Origin of the sequence: Pseudomonas sp. Pse1 (assembly GCF_024519635.1) — a bacterium.
In the GTDB taxonomy this organism is placed as follows: domain Bacteria; phylum Pseudomonadota; class Gammaproteobacteria; order Pseudomonadales; family Pseudomonadaceae; genus Aquipseudomonas.
This window is the reverse complement of the sequence record NZ_JALJRO010000005.1, coordinates 1-18,763: the sequence shown is the minus strand read 5'-3', so window position 1 is coordinate 18,763 and position 18,763 is coordinate 1. Positions and strand designations below refer to the sequence as shown.

The following is an 18,763-nucleotide window of genomic DNA, read 5'->3' as shown; positions in this document are numbered from 1 at the left end:
TCCCGGGTCGCTTTGAGCGGAATCCTGAAATGAGCCAACAGTTTCAACACGATGTTCTGGTGATTGGCAGCGGCGCTGCCGGTTTGAGTCTGGCCCTGACACTGCCTGATCATTTGCGCATTGCCGTACTGAGCAAGGGCAACCTGGCCAACGGTTCGACTTACTGGGCCCAGGGCGGCGTCGCTGCCGTGCTGGATGACACTGACACCATTGAATCCCACGTCGATGACACCCTCAATGCTGGCGGTGGCTTGTGCCACGAAGATGCGGTGCGGTTTACCGTCGAGCATAGCCGCGAGGCCATTCAATGGCTCATCGATCAAGGCGTGCCCTTTACCCGCGACGAACAGTCCGGCACAGAGGACGGCGGCTTCGAGTTCCACCTGACCCGCGAAGGTGGCCACAGCCATCGGCGCATCATCCATGCCGCCGACGCCACCGGCGCGGCCATCTTCAATACCTTGCTGGCACAAGCACGGCAGCGTCCAAACATCGAACTGCTGGAGCAAAGGGTCGCCGTCGACCTGATCACCGAAAAACGCCTGGGCCTGGATGGCGATCGGTGCCTCGGCGCCTACGTGCTCAATCGCGACTCCGGCGAAGTCGACACCTACGGCGCACGCTTCGTGATCCTTGCCTCCGGTGGTGCGGCCAAGGTCTACCTCTATACCAGCAACCCCGACGGCGCTTGCGGTGATGGCATCGCCATGGCCTGGCGCTCGGGCTGCCGGGTTGCCAACCTGGAGTTCAACCAGTTCCATCCCACGTGCCTCTATCACCCGCAAGCCAAGAGTTTCCTGGTGACCGAAGCCCTGCGTGGCGAAGGTGCGCATCTCAAGCTGCCGAACGGCGAGCGCTTCATGCAACGCTTCGACCCACGGGCCGAACTGGCGCCGCGCGACATCGTTGCCCGCGCCATCGACCACGAGATGAAGCGGCTGGGCATCGACTGCGTCTACCTGGACATCAGCCACAAGCCCGAAGCCTTCATCAAGGCGCACTTCCCGACTGTCTATGAGCGCTGCCTCGAGTTCTCCATCGACATCACCAAACAACCGATCCCGGTGGTACCCGCTGCGCATTACACCTGCGGCGGCGTCATGGTCGACCAGCAGGGTCGCACCGACGTGCCCGGCCTCTATGCGATTGGCGAGACCAGCTTCACCGGTCTGCACGGCGCCAATCGCATGGCCAGCAATTCGCTGCTGGAATGCTTCGTTTACGCGCGCTCGGCGGCGACCGACATCCTTGAGCAACTGCCCCACGTGGCGATCCCCAACGCGCTGCCGGCCTGGGATGCGAGCCAGGTGACCGACTCGGATGAAGACGTGATCATCGCGCACAACTGGGACGAATTGCGGCGGTTCATGTGGGACTACGTCGGCATCGTGCGCACCAACAAGCGCTTGCAGCGCGCCGAGCATCGGGTGCGTCTGCTGCTGGACGAGATCGATGAGTTCTACAGCAACTATAAGGTCAGTCGCGACTTGATTGAGTTGCGCAACCTGGCGCAAGTGGCCGAACTGATGATTCGCTCAGCCATGGCCCGTAAGGAAAGCCGCGGCCTGCATTACACGCTGGACTACCCGAATATGTTGCCGCAAGCACTGGACACTATTCTGGTGCCGCCCACCTACGCCGACTGAACTTGAGCCGCACGCGCAGGCGCCGATGAACATCCGGCGCCAGTGTGTCGCGGGGCACGCAGATTGAGCGCACGCGGCGCTGGCCATGCAGGCGAAACCGCAGCACCACGATCAAGGGCAATGCCAGGCTGTCAGGACGCAATTGCACAGCCTGCCACCCGTCCACTGCATTCCACAGATGCCAACCCAGGGCATCGCGGCGCAAGCCACAGAACGCGCGAGGATGGCTCAAACGTATTCGTCGCGGCACGACCCAGGCAGCATGCGCCAGGCACGACAAAGCACCCGCAAGGCTGGCCCAGAGGGGAATATCAAGTAGAAATAACGACCCCAGCGCGAACAACTGGGCAAGCAGATACGCCGCCAGCAACTGCCCTGAGGCATGCCAGCGGCATTCGAAACTACTTGGGCTGGACACGATCCAGAATCATCCGGACCATACGCTGCAGCTCGGGATCTTCGGACTCGGAGCGTTCCATGAACCAGCCGAACATGTCCTGATCCTCGCACTCCAGCAGCCTGACGTAGCAAGCGCGATCAACCTCGTTCAGCTGCGAGTAAACCTCTTTGACAAAGGGCACCAGCAGCACGTCAAGCTCAAGCATGCCGCGGCGGCTGTGCCAGTAGAGGCGATTCAGTTCAACATCTTCGACCATGGAGCGCTCCTCAAATAGAGCGCAAGTATACAGCCCAGGCCTGGGTAGAACAGTCGGCTTTGGTCGGGCACCGCGATCCTTTTGTGAACTACCCATTTCAACAGCGCACCCTTATGATGTCCCCCAGACTTTTTACCCTGCGATGACCCATGGCTGATTCCGCTTTTTTCTGCACCTTGTCCCACGAAGGCGTGCTCGCCGTCCGCGGCTCCGATGCCAGCAAGTTTCTGCAGGGACAATTGACCTGCAACCTCAACTACCTGAGCGACACCCAGGCCAGTCTGGGCGCCCGCTGCACCCAGAAAGGTCGCATGCAATCGAGCTTTCGCATCCTGCTGGAAGGCGACGGGGTGTTGCTGGCCATGGCCAGCGAGCTGCTCGAGCCGCAACTGGCGGACCTGAAAAAATACGCGGTGTTTTCCAAGTCCAAACTGACGGATGAAAGCGCGGCCTGGGTGCGTTTCGGTCTGGTCAACGCCGATGCAGCGCTGGCCAGCCTCGGCTTTGAGCTGCCGGAAAGCACCGATGCAGTGGCCCGCCATGCCGGCCTGATCGCCATTCGCGTGTCGCCGGGGCGCAGTGAACTGTGGGCCGCCGCCGATCAGGCGCAGGAACTGGGCGCAAAACTTTCGGCCAGCCTCGCACAAGGTACGCTCAACGACTGGCTGCTCGGTCAGATCCGTGCCGGTATCGGCCAGGTCATGCCGCAAACCCGCGAACTGTTCATTCCGCAGATGCTTAATCTGCAGGCCGTGGGTGGCGTCAGCTTCAAGAAAGGCTGCTACACCGGCCAGGAAATCGTCGCCCGCATGCAGTACCTGGGCAAACTCAAACGCCGTTTGTACCGCCTGCAATTACCGGCTGGCGAACTGCCCGAGCCCGGCACTGCACTGTTTTCCCCGACCCATGCCAGTTCCATTGGCGAGGTGGTGATTGCCGCCCGCGCCGAGACCGGCATTGAATTGCTCGCGGTACTGCAAGCCGAGGCCGCCGAAAGCGGCGACCTGCACCTGGGCACGCTCGAAGGCCCGGCTCTGCAATTGCTCGACCTGCCCTACCAACTGGATCGCGATCGCGAGATCCAGCGTTAATCCGCAGTACTTTTGTTGCAACACCTAGAGAAACGAAATGAGCAAGCTGGCGGAAAAGGTCCAACAGGATTTGGTTGAGGCCATCGATAACGATGACCTGGTTCTGCCAACGTTACCGGAAGTGGCCCTGCAGATTCGCCGGGCCGCCGAAGACCCGGACATCAGCGTCACCACCCTGAGCAAAGTCATCGGTCGCGATACCGCGCTATCGGCGCGCCTGATCAAAGTGGTCAACAGCCCGCTGTTGCGCTCGACCCAGGAAGTCACCGACCTGCACACCGCGATCACGCGGCTGGGCATCAACTACAGCAGCAACCTGGCGATCGGGCTGGTGATGGAACAGATCTTCCACGCCCGCTCCGACGTCGTCGGTCAAAAAATGCGCGATGTCTGGCGCAAGAGCCAGGAAGTAGCCGGTATCAGTTATGCACTGTGCCGCAGCCACACCCAACTCAAGCCCGACCAGGCAGCCCTCGCCGGGCTGGTACACCAGATTGGCGTGCTGCCGATCCTCACCTACGCCGAAGACCACAACGAACTGTTGTCGGACCCGGTTTGCCTCAACCACGTGATCGAGTGCATCCATCCGCTGCTGGGCGACAAACTGCTGCACGTTTGGGAGTTTCCGGAGATGCTGGTCAATATGCCGGGCCAGTACCTGGACCTGCAGCGCCAGAACGAATTCGTCGACTACGTGGACCTGGTGCAAGTGGCCACCGTCCACAGCCATCAGGGCAGCTACCACCCGCTGGGACAGATCGACCTGTCGACGCTGCCGGCGTTCAAGCGTCTGGGCATAAGCCCCGACAAGCCGATCACCTGCGCCGAACTGGAAGACTCGCGTTCGATGTTTTATTGACCGGCGAAATATCCGCTGGTCGCGGTAAAAAAATCTATAGCGAGCAAAGCCCTATAAACGCTGGCTTCTGTCCGAAAAAGCCGGCTTGCTGAGCCACTAAGCCGCACCACAAGCCTGAAAAACCACCTATAATGCGCCGGTCAATCGGGCCTGCAATACCTCCTTACATGAGAGGAAACGCCATGCTGACGCCCGCGACGGAACCGACCCCGTCGCCTCCAGGCTTCAGCGGCTACAGAACACCCGTACACATTTCTGTTTTTTGCCTGCGTAGTACTGCTGCTGCAACAAAACGATTCCTTTAGATCCAACGCGGCCAACCGACCGTGTGAATAACCGACCATCAGAGTTTTCACACGGGCGATTGGCCCTCACGCAGGAGACGACACGTCATGCTGAGCTGGGACGAATTCGATAAAGAAGACGGCGAAGTTGTCGCCAAAGGCGCCAATGCTGGCCACGCAACCGAAGCCAACATGGACCGCCTCGACAGCGCCGGTGGTGCTGCCGCGCTCGAAGCGCGCGCGGTAACCGCCACCGACTCGGCCGCGATCATTCGCGCCAAGGCCGCCCTCGACAAACTCGATATCGCCGAAGGCCTGGCTGAACTGGAAGGCGCCTCCGCCCGCGTCGCAGTCGACGAAAAGCGCATGATCAACTGCCGCGCCGACCTCAACCAGCTCGTCCCGTTCAAATATGACTGGGCTTGGCAGAAGTACCTGGACGGCTGCGCAAACCACTGGATGCCGCAAGAAGTCAACATGACCGCCGACATCGCCCTCTGGAAAAACCCGGAAGGCCTGACCGACGACGAGCGCCGCATCGTGATGCGCAACCTGGGCTTCTTCTCCACCGCCGACTCCCTGGTTGCCAACAACCTGGTCCTGGCCGTGTACCGCCTGATCACCAACCCGGAGTGCCGCCAGTACATCCTGCGCCAGGCCTTCGAAGAGGCGATCCACACCCACGCCTACCAGTACTGCATCGAATCGCTGGCCATGGATGAAGGCGAAATCTTCAACATGTACCACGAGATCCCATCGGTCGCGAAAAAAGCCACCTGGGGCCTGAAATACACCCGTTCGATCTCCGATCCGAAGTTCGAAACCGGCACCGTCGAAACCGACAAGGAACTGCTGCGCAACCTGATCGCCTACTACTGCGTTCTGGAAGGCATCTTCTTCTACTGCGGCTTCACCCAGATCCTGTCCATGGGCCGTCGCAACAAAATGACCGGCGTCGCCGAGCAGTTCCAGTACATCCTGCGCGACGAATCCATGCACCTGAACTTCGGCATCGACGTGATCAACCAGATCAAAATCGAAAACCCACACCTGTGGGACGCCGAAATGAAGGAAGAAGCCTCGCAAATGATCCTGCAAGGCACCCAACTGGAAATCGAATACGCACGCGACACCATGCCACGCGGCGTACTGGGCATGAACGCCGCGATGATGGAGGACTACCTCAAATTCATCGCCAACCGTCGCCTGTCGCAGATCGGTTTGAAGGAAGAGTACCCAGGGACCACTAACCCGTTCCCTTGGATGAGCGAGATCATGGACTTGAAGAAAGAGAAGAATTTCTTTGAGACTCGGGTAATCGAATATCAAACGGGTGGTGCTTTGAGCTGGGATTGATTGCCTAGTTCATCCCGATTTGACGGTTAAACCTGAATCGTCAAAACGAAAAAAACAAAGCCCCGATCTGATCGGGGCTTTGTTTTTATTGGGAGGGATTGAACATTTTTCATCCCTACACCATAACGCTACAAGCCCTACGGCACTTACGGCAACCTCCGAATTGATGCACTTCCGATGCACCTCTAACCTCTATCGCAGGTGCCTAAGAAACGCCCAACGTAGAAAGCTTAGCCAATTGCAAAGACGCGCAATCACCTCGGTGATTTATCGATCGACATGCAAAGGCTTTGTTCGTTGGAGTTTCTTAAGTCCAATCTACGTTGGGGGTCAGGCTCTCAAAAACCTATACGTAGAGCTAATGGATATGCCTGATTCCTTGCCTGTAACAGCCTTCACCCGCCACAACCTCCCCCTCCACGCCCTCCTCCTAGAAAACCAACCATGGTTCTGCGCCCGGGATATCGGCCGCTTGATGGGTTTCCATCTGAGCGAACGCATGGTCAACAAGCTCGACAAAGACCAACACCGCACACTGTGTATTGAGTATTACCGGCAACCGGAACAGCAGTTGATGCTCAGCGAGTCTGGTGTGTATGCGCTGTTGGTGTATCACTACGCACCCGCCAATCGGTTGCTGCGTGAGTGGATTACCCATCAAGTGGTCCCGGCCTTACGTGATGCGGAGCAGTCGGACAATACGGATCGGCCGCTGTTGAGTGTGTTGGATTGGCCGCAGATGTCGCTAAGTCTGCTGCATTGGCAGGATGAAGCTTGGATTCGGCTGCGCGACATGCCGTATCTATTGCTCGATCACACACAACAGCGAATGCCTGCATCGAAGCCTTGGTGGCAGAAGGTTGCGCGCGTGTTTCAGTCGTCTATGGGTTAGACGGCAGCTTGTAGGACCACTTGCGAGATTTCTCATTTCTTGATGTAGGAATTTTCGTAGACAGCCGTAGTGGCCACTCAGTATCGTCCGAGGGAATTTAACCCTCGGCGATTGTATGGATACGAAAAAGAGCAACAGCGATTGGACTGAGGTAGAAATTCAAGCTGCCGTCGATGCCTACCTCAACATGCTTTCTCGCGAGCAAGCTGGTCAGGCGATCAACAAGGCTCATGAAAATCGCGTCTTGCGCGAAGGCGCTTTGGCCGGTCGGACCAAAAGCTCTGTTGAGTTTCGGATGCAGAACATTTCCACCGTGTTGGAAGAACTCGGGCGTCGCCCCATTGAGGGCTACAAACCCGCCAAGAATGTCGGCCCCCGCGTTACCAAGATCATTCGTGAAGCCCTCAATGCTCCAGGCCCTATCACTCCCGAGGACTTGGTCCCGACAGCCGACGAGGCAACGCTGGAGCTGCGCGCTTTAAAGCTTGAGCGACGACCGATTGAAGTCGAGCCAAAGGGCATTGAGAAACCGGAGCAAACTCAGTCCAACGGTAAATCGTTCGTTCGCGATCCCGGAGTGAGGGCGTGGGTGCGCCAACAGGCTAAAGGTATATGCCAAGGCTGCGGCGAACCGGCTCCGTTTGAAAAGTCCGGCCAACCCTTTCTCGAGGTTCATCACGTTAGGCATTTGGCACAGGACGGTTCCGATCGTCCGAGCAATGCGGTAGCGCTATGCCCGAACTGTCACCGACGTTGTCACTATTCCAGTGATCGGGATGCGTTCACCGCTTCGCTTTATCTTAAGGTGAAACGGTTAAGACCCGAGTAGTTGGCTTGAACCCCCCCACCCCAAATATGCAATGCTGCGCCCCACAAAAAGTCCGTCACTCGAAGGTCTAGCATGCAGTTCACCCATCTGTCCGTCGCACGCAAACTCAAGTTCTATCAGTTGATGGTGTTTGACCAGGTCCTTCAGAGTGGCTCCCTGCTGCGCGCTGCCCAGGCGTTGAGCCTGACTCAACCCGCCGTCACCAAGATCATTCACGAGCTGGAATCCTATTTCGACGCGCCCTTGCTGGTGCGGGGGAATCGGGGGGTCAGGGCTACGGCGTTGGGTGAGTTGGTGGCGCGGCGCAGCAAGTCGCTGCTGGCCGAGTTGCGTTCGTTGACCGACGAGGTGAATGCCTACCAGGAGGGCACTTCGGGGCAGGTGCTGGTGGGCACGCTGATTTCCGCCTCCAGTTCGCTGCTGCCGCGCGCCCTGCAATTGCTCAAGCAACGGGCGCCGAAGGTGCTGGTGTCACTGCGGGTCGGCCAGATGGATCAGTTGTTCCCGGCCCTGACCGTGGGCGAGGTCGACCTGGTGGTGGGGCGTGTCCCGGATGACTGGCGCTGGTATCACGAATCGTCTCAGTTGGCGGCGGAGGTGCTTTATGGTGAGGAGCTGGCCGTCGTTGCTGGCGCGAACCACCCGCTGGCGGGCCAGGACCCGGTCAAACTCGAGGCCTTGCTCGACTATCCCTGGGTGCTGCCGACCCGCGATTCGCTGCTGCGCCGCACCGTCGACAGTCTTTTCGACAACGCCGGATTAACCGCCCCCCCCAACGTGGTCGAGTCGTTGTCGATTCTCACCAACATCAGTCTGATGCAGGACCAGCAGACCATCGCGGTCATGCCCCTGGACGCCACCCGTCAATTCACCGGAGCCGGGCTGCTGGCCACCCTGGACCTGGGCGCCCATCTGCAGTTCGGCGACATCGGCTATTTCCATGCTCGCAACCGCGAACTGGGGCCGGCCGCACGGTTGTTCCGCGAGTGTCTGGAGCAGGCCGCTCAAGAGCAACATGGCGCACCGCAGGATTGAGCAATGACTATTCCAATCACTAATATCTGACAGCGATCATTTGATTACTCGCTAATAGAAAGACCCCATAGACTCCTCCGAAAATCCAAGAATCGGAGGTTACTGTGACCCATCCCCTGCCCCTGCTGCGCCATTTCGTGAACGGCGAGTTCGTTGCGACCGCCGCGACCTTTGACAAGGTTTCTCCCATCGACGGTCGAACCCTGGCCCGGGTCTGCAAGGCCGACGCAGCATTGGTGGACAGTGCGGTCACTGCGGCCAAAGCGGCTCAAGACGGTCCCTGGGCCGGCTACAGCGCCGATCAGCGGGCGGATGTGCTGGTGCGCATTGCCGATGGCATCGAGCGTCGCTTCGAGGAGTTCGTTGCCGCCGAGGTGGCCGATACCGGTCGCCCCGTCCAGCAGGCCCGGACCCTGGATATCGCCCGTGGCGTGCACAACTTCCGCACCTTCGCCGAACTGATTCGCCAAGCGGGCGGCGAGTATTACGAGATGCGCACCGCCGACGCCAGCGACGTCTTCAGCTACACCCTGCGCAAACCTCACGGCGTGGTCGCGATCATCTCACCGTGGAACCTGCCGATGCTGCTGCTGACCTGGAAGGTCGCGCCTGCGCTGGCGTGCGGCAACTCGGTGGTGGTCAAGCCGTCGGAAGAATCCCCCAGCACCGCCACCTTGTTGGCTGAAGTCATGCAGGAAGTCGGCGTGCCGGCCGGCGTGTTCAATCTGGTGCATGGATTGGGGCGCAACTCGGCCGGTGAATTCCTCACCCGTCACCCCGATGTCGATGCCATTACTTTCACCGGCGAGTCCCGCACCGGCGCCACCATCATGAAAGCGGCCGCCGAGGGCGTGCGCGAAGTGTCCTTCGAACTGGGGGGCAAGAACGCCGCCGTGGTCTTCGCCGACTGCGACTTCGACGCCGCCGTCGCAGGCGTGCTGCGCTCCAGCTTCACCAACTCCGGCCAGGTCTGCCTGTGCTCGGAACGGGTCTACGTCGAACGACCGATCTTCGAGCGCTTTGTTGCCGCCCTCAAGGAGGGCGCTGAAAAGCTCAAGATCGGCTACCCGGACGAGGACGGCGTGAACATGGGTTCGCTGATCTCCCACCAGCACCGCGACAAGGTGCTCGGCTACTTCGAACTGGCCCGCCGCGAGGGTGCGACGGTGGTCACCGGTGGCGGTGTGCCGCACTTCGGCGACGCCCGCGACAACGGTGCCTATGTGCAACCGACGATCTGGACCGGGCTGTCCGATGACGCCCACTGCGTGCGTGAGGAAGTTTTCGGTCCGGTCTGTCACGTCGCCCCGTTCGACCGCGACGATGAGGTGATCCGCCGCGTCAACGATTCCGCCTACGGCCTGGCCGCCGCCGTCTGGACCACCAACCTCAAGCGCGCGCACAAGGTGTCCGGCCAGTTGCGCGTCGGCATGGTCTGGGTCAACACCTGGTTCCTGCGTGACCTGCGCACCCCATTTGGTGGGGCACGACTCTCCGGCCTGGGCCGCGAGGGTGGCCGTCACTCACTGGACTTCTACTCCCAAGCCACCACCGTCTGCGTTAACGCCTGAGCAGGAGAATTCCTATGCATGCAGCCCTCCTCCAAGCCGCTGAAAGCCTGCGCCAGGCGCAACTGAGCGGCCAACCCTGCCCAGCGGTTCGCGAGTTGATCGCCGCCGCCCTGGCCGACCAGCCCGATGCCGACGCGATGGCTCTGGCCTACGCCGTGCAGCGCCATAACAATCAACTCGCGATAGCCGCCGGGCGCCGCCCGGTGGGGCGAAAAATCGGCCTGACCAGTCCGGCGGTGCAAGCCCAGTTGGGCGTCGACCAGCCCGACTTCGGCCTGCTGCTGGCCGACATGGCTCGTGGCGATGGCCAGCCAATCGACTGGGCGGACTGCGCCCAACCCAAGGTCGAGGCCGAGATCGCCCTGGTGCTGGAGCACGACCTGCCCCACGAACGCCACACCGTGGCCGACCTCATCCGCGCCACCGCCTTTGCGCTGCCGGCGATTGAGATCGTCGGCAGCCGCATCGCCAATTGGGACATCCGGCTGGTGGACACCATCGCCGACAACGCTTCGTCCGGCCTGTTCGTGCTCGGTACTTGCCCCGTGCAGTTGGACCGCCTGGATCTGGTGCGCTGCGGCATGAGCATGACCCTGCGCGGTGATCCGGTATCGGTCGGTGCCGGTGCGGCCTGTCTGGGCAACCCGCTGAACGCCGCCGTCTGGCTCGCCGACACCATGGCCCGCCTCGGCGAGCCGCTGCGCGCCGGCGACATCCTGCTGACCGGCGCGCTCGGCCCGATGGTCGCAGCCCAGCCGGGCGATCACTTCACCGCCCATATCCAGGGCCTGGGCAGCGTCAGCGCCGCCTTTGCCAGCCGCAGTTGAGAGGAGTCCCCATGCGCAAACTCAAAGTCGCGATCATCGGCTCCGGCAACATCGGCACTGACCTGATGATCAAGGTGCTGCGCAATGCTCAGCACCTGGAAATGGGCGCCATGGTCGGCATCGACCCGGTGTCGGACGGCCTGGCCCGCGCCGCACGCCTGGGCGTGGCCACTACTCACGAAGGCGTCGAGGGCTTGACCCGGCTGCCGGTTTTCAACGAGATCGACATCGTCTTCGATGCCACCAGCGCCAGCGCCCATGTGAAGAACGACGCCTTGCTGCGAAGCCACAAGCCGAACCTGCGCCTGATTGACCTGACCCCGGCCGCCATCGGTCCTTACTGCGTGCCGGTGGTCAATCTGGAACAGCACCTGCAGGCGCTCAACGTCAACATGGTCACCTGTGGAGGCCAGGCAACCATCCCGATGGTCGCGGCCGTGTCGCGGGTGGCCAAGGTGCATTACGCCGAGATCGTCGCCTCCATCGCCAGCAAATCCGCCGGCCCTGGCACCCGCGCCAACATTGACGAATTCACCGAAACCACCAGCAAGGCCATCGAAGTCATAGGCGGCGCCACCAAGGGCAAGGCGATCATCGTCATGAACCCGGCTGAACCGCCGCTGATGATGCGCGACACTGTGTTCGTGCTGTCCGAGGCCGCCGATCAGGCGCGCATTGAGGCCAGCGTGGAGGAAATGGCCGTCGCCGTGCAGGCCTACGTGCCGGGCTACCGTCTGAAGCAAAAGGTGCAGTTCGACCTGATCCCCGAGTCGGCGCCACTGAACATCCCCGGCCATGGCCGCTTCAGCGGATTGAAGACCTCGATTTTCCTCGAGGTGGAAGGCGCCGCCCATTACCTGCCGGCCTACGCCGGCAACCTCGACATCATGACTTCCGCCGCGCTGGCCACCGCCGAGCGCATGGCGCAATCGCTGCTGAACGCCTGAGGAACGCCCCATGAACGGCAAGAAGCTGTATATCTCCGACGTCACCCTGCGTGATGGCAGCCATGCGATCCGTCACCAGTACAGCCTCGAACAGGTCCAGGCCATTGCCCGCGCCCTCGACCAGGCCCGCGTCGATTCCATCGAAGTGACCCACGGCGACGGCCTGCAAGGCTCGTCCTTCAACTACGGTTTCGGCGCCCACACCGACCTGGAATGGATCGAGGCGGCGGCCGACGTCATCGAGCACGCCCGCCTCACCGTGCTGTTGCTCCCCGGCATCGGCACCGTGCACGACCTGAAAGCCGCCTACGACGCCGGCGCGCGTTCGGTGCGGGTGGCCACCCACTGCACCGAAGCGGACGTTGCCCGGCAGCACATCGAATATGCCCGCACGCTGGGCATGGACACCGTCGGTTTCCTGATGATGAGCCACATGATCCCGGCCGAAGAACTGGCCCGGCAGGGACAACTGATGGAGCGCTACGGCGCGCAGTGCATCTACATGGCGGACTCCGGCGGCGCGATGAACATGGATGACATTCGCGACCGCATGCGCGCCTTCAAGGCCCTGCTCAAGCCCGACACCCAGACCGGCATGCACGCGCACCATAACCTGTCCCTCGGCGTGGCCAACTCGATCGTCGCCGTGCAGGAAGGTTGCGACCGCATCGACGCCAGCCTCGCCGGCATGGGCGCCGGCGCCGGTAATGCACCTCTCGAAGTGTTTATCGCCGCTGCGGATCGCCTGGGCTGGAACCACGGCACTGATCTGTACCGCCTGATGGACGCCGCCGACGACCTGGTGCGCCCGCTGCAAGACCGTCCGGTGCGGGTCGACCGCGAAACCCTCGGCCTCGGCTATGCCGGGGTCTATTCCAGCTTCCTGCGCCATGCCGAAGTGGCCGCTGCCAAATACGGCCTGAAGACCCTCGACATTCTCGTCGAACTGGGCAAGCGGCGGATGGTCGGCGGCCAGGAAGACATGATCGTTGACGTCGCCCTTGATCTGCTGGCCCAGCGCCCGGAGAACCGCCCATGAACACCGATATCGCCCGCATCGCCAGCGCACTCGACCAGGCCGCACGGCGTGCTCGACCGCTGGCCCAGTTCAGCCTCGAGACGCCTTTCTCGCTGGAAGACGCCTACCGCATCCAGCTCGGCGCCATGCAGCACCGTTACGACGACGGTGAACGCTGCATCGGCATCAAGCTGGGTTTCACCAGCCGCGCCAAGATGGTCCAGATGGGTGTCGACAGCTTGATCTGGGGCTGGCTTACCGATGCCATGCTGGAAGAGGACGGCGGCCTGGTCGACCTGTCGCGCTACATTCACCCGCGCGCCGAACCGGAGGTGTGCTTCCTCACCCGCCGGGATATCGACCGCCCGTTGACCCTGCTGGAGGCGGCGGACTACGTGGAGGCCGTGGCACCGGCACTGGAAATCATCGACTCGCGCTACCAGGCCTTCAAGTTCAGCCTGGAGGACGTGGTGGCGGATAACTGTTCCTCCTCCGGCCTGACCGTCGGCCCCTGGTCGCGGGATTTTTCCGCGCTGGCCAACGCCGGCGTGGTCATGCGCCTGGACGGCCGCGCAGTGCAGGTCGGCTCCACTGCCGCGATCCTCGGCCAACCGCTGCGCAGCCTGGTGCAGGCCTCGCGTTTGTTGCACGACGCCGAACGGGTGTTGCCCGCCGGTAGCCTGGTGATGGCCGGAGCAGCTACCGCCGCCGAAGCATTGCGTCCGGGCATGCATGTCAGCGTCGAAATCCAGGGCCTGGGCGAAAGCAGCTTCAGTGTGCGCGCCTGAGCCGAACTCACAAGGAACCTCATCATGAGTGACAATCGCGCCACCGTGGTCGCCGGCAAGGCCAAGCCTCGCGGCCGCTTCCCCCACATCAAGCGCGCCGGCGACTTCCTGTTCGTCTCCGGCACCAGCTCGCGCCGCCCGGACAACAGCTTCGTCGGCGTCGAAGTGGACGAGATGGGCACCACCAACCTGGACATCCGCGCGCAGACCCGCGCGGTGATCGAGAACATCCGTGACATTCTCGCCAGCGAGAACGCCAGTCTCGACAACCTGGTGGAGATCAGCACCTTCCTGGTCGATATAAACGACTTCGGCGGCTACAACCAGGTCTATGCCGAATACTTCGACGAAACCGGGCCGACCCGCACCACGGTCGCCGTCCACCAACTGCCGCACCCACACCTGCGCATCGAGATCAAGGCCATCGCCTACGCGCCGCGCTTACGCTGAGAGAATAATAATGGACAAGCACCACTTCAGCCCGCCACTCAACTTCAATCGCTGGATCGAAGACCACGCCCACCTGCTCAAGCCACCGGTGGGCAACCAGCAGGTCTGGCAAGGCAGCGATTTCATGGTCACGGTGGTTGGCGGTCCCAACCAGCGCACCGATTTCCATGACGACCCGGTGGAAGAGTTTTTCTACCAGTTCAAGGGCAACGCCTATCTGAACATCTGGGACCGCAACCAGTACGAGCGGATCAACCTCAAGGAGGGCGACATTTACCTGATGGCGCCCCATGTCATTCATTCGCCCCAGCGCCCCGAGCCCGGCAGCCTGTGCCTGGTCATCGAGCGCAAGCGCCCGGCCGGCCTCCACGATGCCCTGCAGTGGTCGTGCGCCCGCTGTGGCCACCTGATCAAACGCTATGAGATGCAACTGGAAAGCATCGTCGCCGACCTGCCGCCGGTGTACGAACGCTTCTACGCCACAACAGACGAAGAGCGCCGCTGCGCGGGATGCGGTGAGGTTCATCCTGGCCGTGACTGGCAGACCTGGCACCAGACACTCCAGGAGTTCCACCCTGCATGAAGATCGATATCCACTCCCACTTCTTCCCCACCATCAGCCAGGAGGAAGCTGCCCGCCTAAGCCCGGAGCGCGCGCCGTGGCTGCGTACCGAAGGTCGGCGCGGGCAGATCATGCTCGGCAACAAACCCTTCCGCCCGGTACATGATGTGCTCTGGGACCCGGTACGACGCCTCGAACATCTCGACGAGCAAGGCCTGGATATCCAGGTGATGTGCGCCACCCCGGTGATGTTCGGCTATGACCAGCCCATTGAACGCGCCCTGCCCTGGGCGCAATTGATGAACGACCGCGCACTGCAAATGGCCGCCCATGCCCCGGACCGCCTCAAGGTGCTGGCCCAGGTTCCGCTGCAGGACATTGATGCCGCCTGCCGCGAGGCCAGCCGTGCCAAGGCCTGCGGACACATAGGCGTGCAGATCGGCAACCACGTCGGCAACCACGATCTCGATCATGACGGCCTGGTCACCTTCCTCCACCATTGCGCCAGCGAGGACATCCCTCTGCTCGTTCACCCCTGGGACATGATGGGCCACGAGCGCATGAAGAAGTGGATGCTGCCCTGGCTGGTTGCCATGCCGGCGGAAACCCAACTCGGCATCCTCTCGCTGATTCTCTCTGGCGCCTTCGAAACCCTGCCCGAGTCCCTGCGTCTGTGTTTCGCCCACGGCGGCGGCGGCTTCGCCTTTTTGCTCGGCCGTGTCGACAACGCCTGGCACCACCGCGACATTGTCCGCGAAGACTGCCCGAACCTGCCGTCCAGCTACGTCAAGCGCTTCCATGTCGACTCCGCCGTCTTCGACCAGCGTGCGCTCAAGCTGCTGGTGGAGGTGATGGGCACCGACCGCGTAATGCTCGGCTCCGATGCGCCCTTCCCGCTGGGCGAGCAGCAAATCGGTGCGGGTGTCCTTGAGCACCCCACACTTTCTGCAAGCGACAAGCAGCGTATTACTGCCGGCAACGCCCAGGCATTTTTCGGCCTCTGATCTCCTTTGGCTCGGCCACCTGGCCCCCTGTTCGCGTGCGGATAGGGGGCTTTTTTTCGTGCCTCACAATTGCCTTCTGCAGGAGCGAGCCTGCTCGCGAAGACGGTGTGTCAGTCACTGAACAGGGTGGATGGCGGTGTATCAGGCGATGCAAATGTTGGATGTGCCGGCCCCATCGCGAGCAGGCTCGCTCCCACAGTAGATGCAGGTTGGATGCGGAGTTTGTGTCTGACTCAGCGGTACCTGTGGGAGCGAGCTTGCTCGCGAAGGCGGTGTGTTATTCACGCCGCATTGCCAGGATCGGGAGAAAAGACGCAACCCCGGCAATTGCCGGGGTTGCGGGGGGGGGGGGGGGGGAGGGGGGGGGATATGAGATAACTCTCAGTTGTTGCGGCTGACCTGCAGTGTTCGAAGTAATCCCCATTAATGCAATAAAGATCATTGCATTAATGGGGTGCGACTTACTTAATTCCTCCTAAGTGCTAGCGTTCCACCGGCACCATTAAAAACGCCGGCGCCCGGCGGGGGGTAACTGTGACCTGCTGATCGTCTATATGCGTTTTGTCGAACGTCGGCCGTAAGCTCAGACTGAGCTTTGAAGCCCTTCATCGGTTTTGACGTGGTGAAGCTTTCAATTTGCTCAGGAATCGGGGGCGTAGGCGCTTGCAGCCTGTTCGAACTAAGAACCTGCTCGACATAGGCTTCACTTGTAGTGAAGGGGGCATCATTCGAGACCGAAATGCTGCCTCTGCGTAAAACATCATCGCTGTTTGAGAGTGTGGGTGCACTGGCTCTTCGCGCGACATCGGTCATGGTTGATTGGTTTCTTGTCGCTGCTTTGCCACGTTGCAGGATCGCGGGCGAGCTGTCACTGCGCGGTCTGTTAATAGTGGTGTTGAAGTGATTGTTGGTTGTATAAAATTTATTGGTTATTTTTGGGATTGCTTTAGGTTTTTTAATCAGTGACACAACCCCGGACCTACCGACGCCTGAAAGAAGGCCAATCATTGAAGCCATACCGGCGACCTGCCCGAGGGCTTGTTTGTCCGAGTCGCTGTCGGTAGTCAACATTGCGAGACCGGCCGAAATCTGGGTTGTCCCGGCAAGTAATTGCACCGCGTTCCCGGTTGCCGCCCCGGATAGAGCTTCCACAAAGCCAAAAAATACATGGAACCACCCGGAATCAAAGAAGTGCCCGGTTGGGTCACTGAAGTTGATGGGGTCGCCGGCACAATACATGTAGGGATTGATCCCGCCAGCCCCGAACGGGCTGAGCGAATCGGGGCTGTGAAAGCGCATCAGGCAGGGGTTGTAGGCGCGATAACCGCGGCCCAGCAAATACCACTGGGTAATGTCCTCGCACACTTCTCCATTGAACGCCATTCGGCTTCTCATCGTGCTGTTTGCATCGCGCTCACCATAGCCGCTGTAGGTCTCGGTTCGCAGCGTGGTTTGCTGGGTCTCGCCGATCACGCTGCTTTTGCCATCCGTCATCAGTAACAGGGTTTGTCCAGCGTCGTCGGGTTGCTGCTGCCCCAACGGTTGCCTCAGGCTGGCAAGGTACTGAGTGTGCGTCGGCCCTTGAACCGTGTCGCTAAGCCGATCGTTTTGATAGAAACGCAAGGTCTCGTTCTGCCCGGTGTTTTTCACGCCGAACAAATGGTTGTGCGGGTCATAACGATAGTCGGTCAGGGCAACGCCATGTCTATCGCTGACAGCAACCAGGCGCCCCTGACTGTCATATTGCAGGCTGCGACCCTGTTCATCATTGAGCATGTTGCCGTTGGCGTCATACTCGAACTCTACGCTCTGCGGCAAGTAGGAAGGGTGAGTATGCGTGACCTTCAACAATTGGCAGGCATCATCGCTGCTGTAAGAAAACTCGGCCTCGTCGCGGCTGTCGTCCTTGAATGTCGTGCGGCACAGCGTGATGTTGTCCAGTGCATCGAACAGGAAAAGTTGTTCGATGATTTCATTGCCATGGCGATCCCTGGGCAGTTCATCTCCCGAGCAGAGGTGCAGTTCCAAACGGCCACGCTGGTCATAACCGAACTCTTCCAGAAGCAGACTGCGTCCATCCGCTGTTTGCAGATGCCGGCTTTGCAAGCGATCGTCAGCTTGCCAGGTCTGGCGCAGAATGCGCGGCGGCTGGTCGTTTGGCGTGAGGGTGCGCAATGTCTCGCGGCCCAGATCGTCGTAGCCAAGTTCGGTGGTCAGGCTGGCCCCGGCCGACAAATCCCGACAAGTGGTACGCAGCAAGCGGCCTTGGGTGTCGTACTCGAATTGCGCCTGGATATACCCGTGGTCCAGGGTGTGGAGCCGGCCTGTGGTTTTTTCATAGAAGTATTGGCAATCGACATCGCCGACATCTTTGCGAATCAGCTGGCGACCGCCCAACGAATGACGATAGTGATTGGTCCAGGTGTTGCCATCCACCCTCCATCGATGTTCTGTCACGTTGCCCGCACTGTCATAGTCAAAATCGTGCTGGCCCTGGCCATTGCTGGATGAACCCAGATAGGCCGTTTTCGGGTCGTAATGGAACCGCGATTGTTTATCTTCGATGGTTTCGATTCGGATCGGCTGTTCCGTCAGTTCAGGCACATAAAAATAATCGATGGCCTGGCCTGCGGGAGTCGTGCGTTTGCTGACCTGAAACTGGCTGCCACTGTATTCATAGGTTTCCACACGCGGGCCAACGTTGAGCTGAGTGAGTCGCTCAAGGCCGTCGAATGTTTGTGTTCCGACCCGGATGGGCTGCTGTCCGGCTTCGTTGGGAGTCACCTGGATCGTAATGGGTAACTCGCCAGTGCTATGGGGAGAATATTGTCGTGTCACCATCACGTCGTCTGGCAAGGTGCTCTTGATCATGCGATCGAACTCATCGTAGCCGTAACGGGTGGTACGGCTCAGGGCATCGGTTTCTTCGGTGCTGCGCCCCAGACCGT

At 60.8% G+C, this 18,763-nt stretch carries 18 protein-coding genes; 15 read left to right on the top strand and 3 right to left on the bottom strand.

Going from position 1 to position 18,763, the window contains the following annotated elements; translation table 11 throughout:
- The first annotated feature begins 29 nt into the window (after positions 1–29).
- A complete protein-coding gene (gene nadB, locus NR126_RS09225; RefSeq protein ID WP_027619938.1) occupies positions 30–1,646 on the top strand; it encodes an L-aspartate oxidase in 1,617 nt (538 codons plus the stop codon).
- On the opposite strand, the gene NR126_RS09220 is transcribed toward nadB, so the two are convergent.
- Together NR126_RS09220 and NR126_RS09215 are read right to left on the bottom strand one after the other, a co-directional pair.
- The gene (locus tag NR126_RS09220; RefSeq protein WP_256830063.1) at positions 1,615–2,064 is read right to left on the bottom strand and encodes a protein YgfX; all 450 of its coding nucleotides are present in this window, start codon (positions 2,062–2,064) and stop codon (positions 1,615–1,617) included. The two genes, nadB and NR126_RS09220, sit on opposite strands and share 32 nt — an antisense overlap.
- On the bottom strand, positions 2,048–2,302 hold the full coding sequence (locus NR126_RS09215) for a succinate dehydrogenase assembly factor 2 (protein ID WP_027619936.1): 255 nt from the start codon (positions 2,300–2,302) through the stop codon (positions 2,048–2,050). The genes NR126_RS09220 and NR126_RS09215 overlap by 17 nt, the downstream gene beginning before the upstream one ends.
- Positions 2,303–2,451: 149 nt before the next feature.
- Here NR126_RS09215 and NR126_RS09210 point away from each other — a divergent pair, with 149 nt between their 5' ends.
- The 14 genes from NR126_RS09210 (at position 2,452) to NR126_RS09145 (ending at position 15,815) form a co-directional block, all read left to right on the top strand.
- Positions 2,452–3,393, top strand: coding sequence for a folate-binding protein YgfZ (locus NR126_RS09210; protein WP_105753836.1), 942 nt, complete (start codon positions 2,452–2,454; stop codon positions 3,391–3,393).
- Between the two features lie 37 nt (positions 3,394–3,430).
- Positions 3,431–4,252 carry an HDOD domain-containing protein gene (locus tag NR126_RS09205; protein WP_027619934.1) on the top strand — a complete coding sequence of 274 codons (822 nt, stop codon included), beginning with the start codon at positions 3,431–3,433 and terminating at the stop codon, positions 4,250–4,252.
- 392 nt (positions 4,253–4,644) lie between these two features.
- Positions 4,645–5,892 carry a ribonucleotide-diphosphate reductase subunit beta gene (locus NR126_RS09200; protein WP_027619933.1) on the top strand — a complete coding sequence of 416 codons (1,248 nt, stop codon included), beginning with the start codon at positions 4,645–4,647 and terminating at the stop codon, positions 5,890–5,892.
- Between the two features lie 367 nt (positions 5,893–6,259).
- The gene (locus NR126_RS09195; protein WP_105753837.1) at positions 6,260–6,784 is read left to right on the top strand and encodes a Bro-N domain-containing protein; all 525 of its coding nucleotides are present in this window, start codon (positions 6,260–6,262) and stop codon (positions 6,782–6,784) included.
- Between the two features lie 115 nt (positions 6,785–6,899).
- Complete coding sequence (locus NR126_RS09190; protein WP_256830060.1) at positions 6,900–7,613, top strand: HNH endonuclease; 714 nt, start codon at positions 6,900–6,902, stop codon at positions 7,611–7,613.
- A 72-nt stretch (positions 7,614–7,685) separates the two neighbouring features.
- Positions 7,686–8,648 (top strand): LysR substrate-binding domain-containing protein, encoded by a 963-nt coding sequence (locus NR126_RS09185; RefSeq protein ID WP_105753839.1) that lies wholly within the window; start codon positions 7,686–7,688, stop codon positions 8,646–8,648.
- Positions 8,649–8,752: 104 nt separating this feature from the next.
- On the top strand, positions 8,753–10,219 hold the full coding sequence (locus NR126_RS09180; RefSeq protein ID WP_105753840.1) for a 2-hydroxymuconic semialdehyde dehydrogenase: 1,467 nt from the start codon (positions 8,753–8,755) through the stop codon (positions 10,217–10,219).
- Between the two features lie 14 nt (positions 10,220–10,233).
- Positions 10,234–11,046 carry a fumarylacetoacetate hydrolase family protein gene (locus NR126_RS09175; protein ID WP_027619926.1) on the top strand — a complete coding sequence of 271 codons (813 nt, stop codon included), beginning with the start codon at positions 10,234–10,236 and terminating at the stop codon, positions 11,044–11,046.
- Between the two features lie 11 nt (positions 11,047–11,057).
- On the top strand, positions 11,058–11,993 hold the full coding sequence (locus tag NR126_RS09170) for an acetaldehyde dehydrogenase (acetylating) (RefSeq protein WP_256830059.1): 936 nt from the start codon (positions 11,058–11,060) through the stop codon (positions 11,991–11,993).
- Between the two features lie 10 nt (positions 11,994–12,003).
- A complete protein-coding gene (gene dmpG / locus NR126_RS09165) occupies positions 12,004–13,032 on the top strand; it encodes a 4-hydroxy-2-oxovalerate aldolase (protein WP_027619924.1) in 1,029 nt (342 codons plus the stop codon).
- Entirely contained in the window at positions 13,029–13,799 is a 771-nt protein-coding gene (locus tag NR126_RS09160) for a 2-keto-4-pentenoate hydratase (RefSeq protein WP_027619923.1), read from the top strand. The genes dmpG and NR126_RS09160 overlap by 4 nt, the downstream gene beginning before the upstream one ends.
- A 24-nt stretch (positions 13,800–13,823) precedes the next feature.
- Positions 13,824–14,249, top strand: coding sequence for a RidA family protein (locus NR126_RS09155; RefSeq protein ID WP_027619922.1), 426 nt, complete (start codon positions 13,824–13,826; stop codon positions 14,247–14,249).
- Between the two features lie 10 nt (positions 14,250–14,259).
- The gene (locus NR126_RS09150) at positions 14,260–14,832 is read left to right on the top strand and encodes a 3-hydroxyanthranilate 3,4-dioxygenase (protein WP_027619921.1); all 573 of its coding nucleotides are present in this window, start codon (positions 14,260–14,262) and stop codon (positions 14,830–14,832) included.
- The gene (locus tag NR126_RS09145; RefSeq protein ID WP_027619920.1) at positions 14,829–15,815 is read left to right on the top strand and encodes an amidohydrolase family protein; all 987 of its coding nucleotides are present in this window, start codon (positions 14,829–14,831) and stop codon (positions 15,813–15,815) included. Before NR126_RS09150 ends, NR126_RS09145 begins: the two co-directional genes overlap by 4 nt.
- A gap of 465 nt (positions 15,816–16,280) precedes the next feature.
- Here NR126_RS09145 and NR126_RS09140 read toward each other — a convergent pair.
- A partial coding sequence (locus NR126_RS09140; RefSeq protein WP_306218744.1) for an RHS repeat domain-containing protein occupies positions 16,281–18,763 on the bottom strand: 2,483 nt, incomplete at its 5' end.